General features: G+C 51.5%; 2 tRNA genes and 3 rRNA genes. All 5 read left to right on the forward strand.

Annotated features, from left to right (window positions below):
* The first annotated feature begins 375 nt into the window (after positions 1-375).
* The 5 genes from DFR26_RS10975 (at position 376) to rrf (ending at position 5,648) form a co-directional block, all read left to right on the forward strand.
* A 16S ribosomal RNA gene (locus DFR26_RS10975) occupies positions 376-1,912 on the forward strand.
* Positions 1,913-1,984: 72 nt separating this feature from the next.
* A tRNA-Ile gene (locus tag DFR26_RS10980) sits at positions 1,985-2,061 on the forward strand.
* A gap of 29 nt (positions 2,062-2,090) precedes the next feature.
* Positions 2,091-2,166 (forward strand) — tRNA-Ala (locus DFR26_RS10985).
* Positions 2,167-2,464: 298 nt separating this feature from the next.
* Positions 2,465-5,370 (forward strand): 23S ribosomal RNA (locus DFR26_RS10990).
* Positions 5,371-5,533: 163 nt separating this feature from the next.
* Positions 5,534-5,648, forward strand: a 5S ribosomal RNA gene (rrf, locus tag DFR26_RS10995).
* The 16S, 23S and 5S rRNA genes sit together here with 2 tRNA genes alongside, the layout of an rRNA operon.
* The last annotated feature ends 61 nt before the right edge of the window (positions 5,649-5,709 follow it).

The raw sequence follows: 5,709 nt of genomic DNA on the forward strand, positions 1-5,709 counted from the left end.
CATCCCTATAATGCGCCCCACACCAGCGCTGCTTAGGTAGCTAAACAAGATTAGTTGTGTAAAAACAGTAACTTGGGTGTTGGGAGCGAGGTTGTTTGAAGTTGCTTCTAGTCGCTGCGGAAATGAAACGAAATAGTTTCAAAATGCAGTTGACACGGTGATGTAAATCACTAGAATACGCCTCCTTGCTTGGCACGCTGCAGACGATGCAGTGATGAGTTCTTTAACAGTTTGATCAGACAACTTGTGTGGGTTTTTGTGGTTGTTAGGACATCGATAGATGAACTTTCAACGACATTAACTTACTCGTGAATTCATTAGTAAGAACCAATGTTCGTTGAGCCAAGTTTGGTGCACTTTAGCACTATGAAATATAAACTGAAGAGTTTGATCATGGCTCAGATTGAACGCTGGCGGCAGGCTTAACACATGCAAGTCGAACGAGGTGTTGGTGCTTGCACTAACACCTAGTGGCGAACGGGTGAGTAATACTTGGGAATCTGCCTTGTAGCGGGGGATAACGTTTCGAAAGGAACGCTAATACCGCATACGTCCTACGGGAGAAAGGAGGGGATCTTCGGACCTTCCACTATAAGATGAGCCCAAGCGAGATTAGCTAGTTGGTGAGGTAAAGGCTCACCAAGGCGACGATCTCTAGCTGGTCTGAGAGGATGATCAGCCACACTGGGACTGAGACACGGCCCAGACTCCTACGGGAGGCAGCAGTGGGGAATATTGGACAATGGGCGAAAGCCTGATCCAGCCATGCCGCGTGTGTGAAGAAGGCCTTCGGGTTGTAAAGCACTTTAAGCGAGGAGGAAATGTTCTGGGTTAATACCCTTGAGCAGTGACGTTACTCGCAGAATAAGCACCGGCTAACTCTGTGCCAGCAGCCGCGGTAATACAGAGGGTGCAAGCGTTAATCGGAATTACTGGGCGTAAAGCGCGCGTAGGCGGTTACGTAAGTTGGAGGTGAAATCCCCGAGCTCAACTTGGGAATTGCCTTCAAAACTGCGTGGCTAGAGTGTGGGAGAGGAAGGTAGAATTCCAGGTGTAGCGGTGAAATGCGTAGATATCTGGAGGAATACCGATGGCGAAGGCAGCCTTCTGGCCTAACACTGACGCTGAGGTGCGAAAGCATGGGGAGCAAACAGGATTAGATACCCTGGTAGTCCATGCCGTAAACGATGTCTACTAGCCGTTGGGGGACTTGATCCTTTAGTGGCGCAGCTAACGCATTAAGTAGACCGCCTGGGGAGTACGGTCGCAAGACTAAAACTCAAATGAATTGACGGGGGCCCGCACAAGCGGTGGAGCATGTGGTTTAATTCGATGCAACGCGAAGAACCTTACCTAGCCTTGACATGTCCGGAATCTTGCAGAGATGCGAGAGTGCCTTCGGGAATCGGAACACAGGTGCTGCATGGCTGTCGTCAGCTCGTGTCGTGAGATGTTGGGTTAAGTCCCGCAACGAGCGCAACCCTTGTCCTTAGTTGCCAGCACGTAATGGTGGGAACTCTAGGGAGACTGCCGGTGACAAACCGGAGGAAGGCGGGGACGACGTCAAGTCATCATGGCCCTTACGGCTAGGGCTACACACGTGCTACAATGGTCGGTACAAAGGGTTGCCAACTCGCGAGAGTGCGCTAATCTCAAAAAGCCGATCGTAGTCCGGATTGGAGTCTGCAACTCGACTCCATGAAGTCGGAATCGCTAGTAATCGCGGATCAGAATGCCGCGGTGAATACGTTCCCGGGCCTTGTACACACCGCCCGTCACACCATGGGAGTTTACTGCACCAGAAGTAGGTAGCCTAACCGCAAGGGGGGCGCTTACCACGGTGTGGTCAATGACTGGGGTGAAGTCGTAACAAGGTAGCCGTAGGGGAACCTGCGGCTGGATCACCTCCTTAATCGATTTCGATGCCAGCTTCCACAAGAACCCACATCAAGTTGTCTGATCAAATGAAAAACCCGAGCTTAGCGGGCCTGTAGCTCAGCTGGTTAGAGCACACGCTTGATAAGCGTGGGGTCACAAGTTCAAGTCTTGTCAGGCCCACCACTAAGTTAAAGGGTCTGCAGCGTGAATGCGGGGCCATAGCTCAGCTGGGAGAGCGCTAGCTTTGCAAGCTAGATGTCGTCGGTTCGATCCCGACTGGCTCCACCATATTTTGGTGAGAATGCAGACATAAGGCAGGGTGCAGTATTGGTAGTGTGAAAGCACAGACCTGAATAGTTAACTCGGTAAGAGTATAAAATTAACTATTGATGTCTGGATTTTCCAGGTTGACCGGGATGACCGGCAACAATGTTCTTTAACAAGTGAATTCGAGTCTAGATTGATGAGTAATCATCAATCCAAACAAAGAGAACTGAGTCAAGCGTTGTTGGTATTTTAGACACTGATCCGACTCTAAACACTGTAACCATGTTTCGATGTGGCGGCAGACTGTTTGGGGTTATATGGTCAAGTGAATAAGTGCACACGGTGGATGCCTTGGCAGTCAGAGGCGATGAAAGACGTGGTAGCCTGCGAAAAGCTTCGGGGAGGCGGCAAACAGCCTGTGATCCGGAGATGTCTGAATGGGGAAACCCACATGGGGTCAATGCCCATGTATCACATACTGAATACATAGGTATGTGAGGCGAACGGGGGGAAGTGAAACATCTCAGTACCCCTAGGAAAAGAAATCAACCGAGATTCCCTAAGTAGCGGCGAGCGAACAGGGACTAGCCTCTACTCTTTAGCAGGCGCGTTAGTGGAACAGACTGGAAAGTCTGGCCATAGTGGGTGATAGCCCCGTACGCGAAAACGAGCCTGTGGAACTAAGTGTAGAACAAGTAGGGCGGGGCACGAGAAACCTTGTCTGAATATGGGGGGACCATCCTCCAAGGCTAAATACTCCTGACTGACCGATAGTGAACTAGTACCGTGAGGGAAAGGCGAAAAGAACCCTGGTGAAGGGAGTGAAATAGATCCTGAAACCGTGTGCATACAAGCAGTGGGAGCCCCTTCGTGGGGTGACTGCGTACCTTTTGTATAATGGGTCAGCGAATTATTCTCAGTAGCGAGGTTAACCGAATAGGGGAGCCGTAGGGAAACCGAGTCTTAATAGGGCGTTTAGTTGCTGGGAGTAGACCCGAAACCAAGTGATCTATCCATGAGCAGGATGAAGGTTCGGTAACACGAACTGGAGGTCCGAACCCACTGTCGTTGAAAAGCCAGGGGATGACTTGTGGATAGGGGTGAAAGGCTAATCAAACTTGGTGATAGCTGGTTCTCCCCGAAAGCTATTTAGGTAGCGCCTCGGACGAATACCACAGGGGGTAGAGCACTGTTTCGGCTAGCGGGTCATCTCGACTTAGCAACCCGATGCAAACTCCGAATACCTGTGAGTACTATCCGGGAGACAGACGGTGGGTGCTAACGTCCATCGTCAAGAGGGCAACAACCCAGACCGCCAGCTAAGGTCCCAAAATCTATGTTAAGTGGGAAACGATGTGGGAAGGCATAGACAGCTAGGAGGTTGGCTTAGAAGCAGCCACCCTTTAAAGAAAGCGTAATAGCTCACTAGTCGAGTCGGCCTGCGCGGAAGATGTAACGGGGCTAAACATAGTACCGAAGCTGCGGATTTGCACATGTTGCAAGTGGTAGGGGAGCGTTCTGTAAGCCGTTGAAGGTAGGTTGAGAAGCCTGCTGGAGGTATCAGAAGTGCGAATGCTGACGTGAGTAACGATAATGGGGGTGAAAAACCCCCACGCCGAAAGACCAAGGGTTCCTGCGCAACGTTAATCGGCGCAGGGTGAGTCGGCCCCTAAGGCGAGGCTGAGAAGCGTAGTCGATGGGAAATTGGTTAATATTCCGATACTGCTCATTATTGCGATGGGGGGACGGAGAAGGCTAAGTGTACCGGGCGTTGGTTGTCCCGGGGAAAGGTAGTAGGCAGATCCCTTAGGCAAATCCGGGGGGTTATTAATGCTGAGAACTGAGACCAGGTCCCATGTGGACTGAAGTCACCGATGCCATGCTTCCAAGAAAAGCCTCTAAGCTTCAGATAGTGAGTAACCGTACCCGAAACCGACACAGGTGGTCAGGTCGAGAAGACCAAGGCGCTTGAGAGAACTCTGGTGAAGGAACTAGGCAAAATGGCACCGTAACTTCGGGAGAAGGTGCGCTGCTGCGCGTGAAGGACTTGCTCCGTAAGCGCATGGCAGCCTCAGAAACCAGGCCGCTGCGACTGTTTATTAAAAACACAGCACTCTGCAAACACGAAAGTGGACGTATAGGGTGTGACGCCTGCCCGGTGCCGGAAGGTTAATTGATGGGGTTAGCATTCGTGCGAAGCTCTTGATCGAAGCCCCGGTAAACGGCGGCCGTAACTATAACGGTCCTAAGGTAGCGAAATTCCTTGTCGGGTAAGTTCCGACCTGCACGAATGGCGTAACGATGGCGGCGCTGTCTCCACCAGAGACTCAGTGAAATCGAAATAGCGGTGAAGATGCCGTTTACCCGCGGCTAGACGGAAAGACCCCGTGAACCTTTACTGCAGCTTGACAGTGAACTTTGATTTTACTTGTGTAGGATAGCTGGGAGGCTTTGAAGTGCGAACGCTAGTTTGCATGGAGCCGACCTTGAAATACCAGCCTGGTAACGTTGAGGTTCTAACCTAGGCCCATTATCTGGGTCGGGGACATTGTCTGGTGGGTAGTTTGACTGGGGCGGTCTCCTCCTAAAGAGTAACGGAGGAGCACGAAGGTGCGCTAATCACGGTCGGAAATCGTGAGGTTAGTGTAATGGCACAAGCGCGCTTAACTGCGAGGCCGACAAGCCGAGCAGGTACGAAAGTAGGTCATAGTGATCCGGTGGTTCTGTATGGAAGGGCCATCGCTCAACGGATAAAAGGTACTCTGGGGATAACAGGCTGATACCGCCCAAGAGTTCATATCGACGGCGGTGTTTGGCACCTCGATGTCGGCTCATCTCATCCTGGGGCTGAAGCAGGTCCCAAGGGTATGGCTGTTCGCCATTTAAAGAGGTACGCGAGCTGGGTTTAGAACGTCGTGAGACAGTTCGGTCCCTATCTACCGTGGGCGTTTGAGATTTGAGAGGAGCTGCTTCTAGTACGAGAGGACCGAAGTGGACGAACCTCTGGTGCGCCGGTTGTCACGCCAGTGGCATAGCCGGGTAGCTACGTTCGGAAGGGATAACCGCTGAAAGCATCTAAGCGGGAAGCCCACCTTAAGATGAGATCTCACTGGGACTTTAAGTCCCCTAAAGGGTCGTTCGAGACCAGGACGTTGATAGGTTCGGTGTGGAAGCGCAGTGATGCGTGAAGCTAACGAATACTAATTGCCCGTGAGGCTTGACCATATAACACCCAAGCAGTTTGAACTGCATGAGTGGGTTGGTGTTTAAGATTTCAATGACGCTTGACGCGTTCTCTTGAGTGTTTAAGTACACAGTTTGACGACTCGAATCACGAATTTGGACGATCGCCGTTAGCGATAACGAGCAGATCTAGTCCGCCAAATTGCCTGGCGACCATAGCGACTGTGAACCACCTGATCCCATCTCGAACTCAGTAGTGAAACCGGTCTGCGCCGATGATAGTGTGGCAGTAGCCATGTGAAAGTAGGTCATTGCCAGGCACCTAATGCAACAGCCCTCGTCAGAAATGACGGGGGCTTTTTGCTGTCTGGGGTTTGGAAA

Source organism: Paraperlucidibaca baekdonensis (genome assembly GCF_003387535.1).
In the GTDB taxonomy this organism is placed as follows: domain Bacteria; phylum Pseudomonadota; class Gammaproteobacteria; order Pseudomonadales; family Moraxellaceae; genus Perlucidibaca; species Perlucidibaca baekdonensis.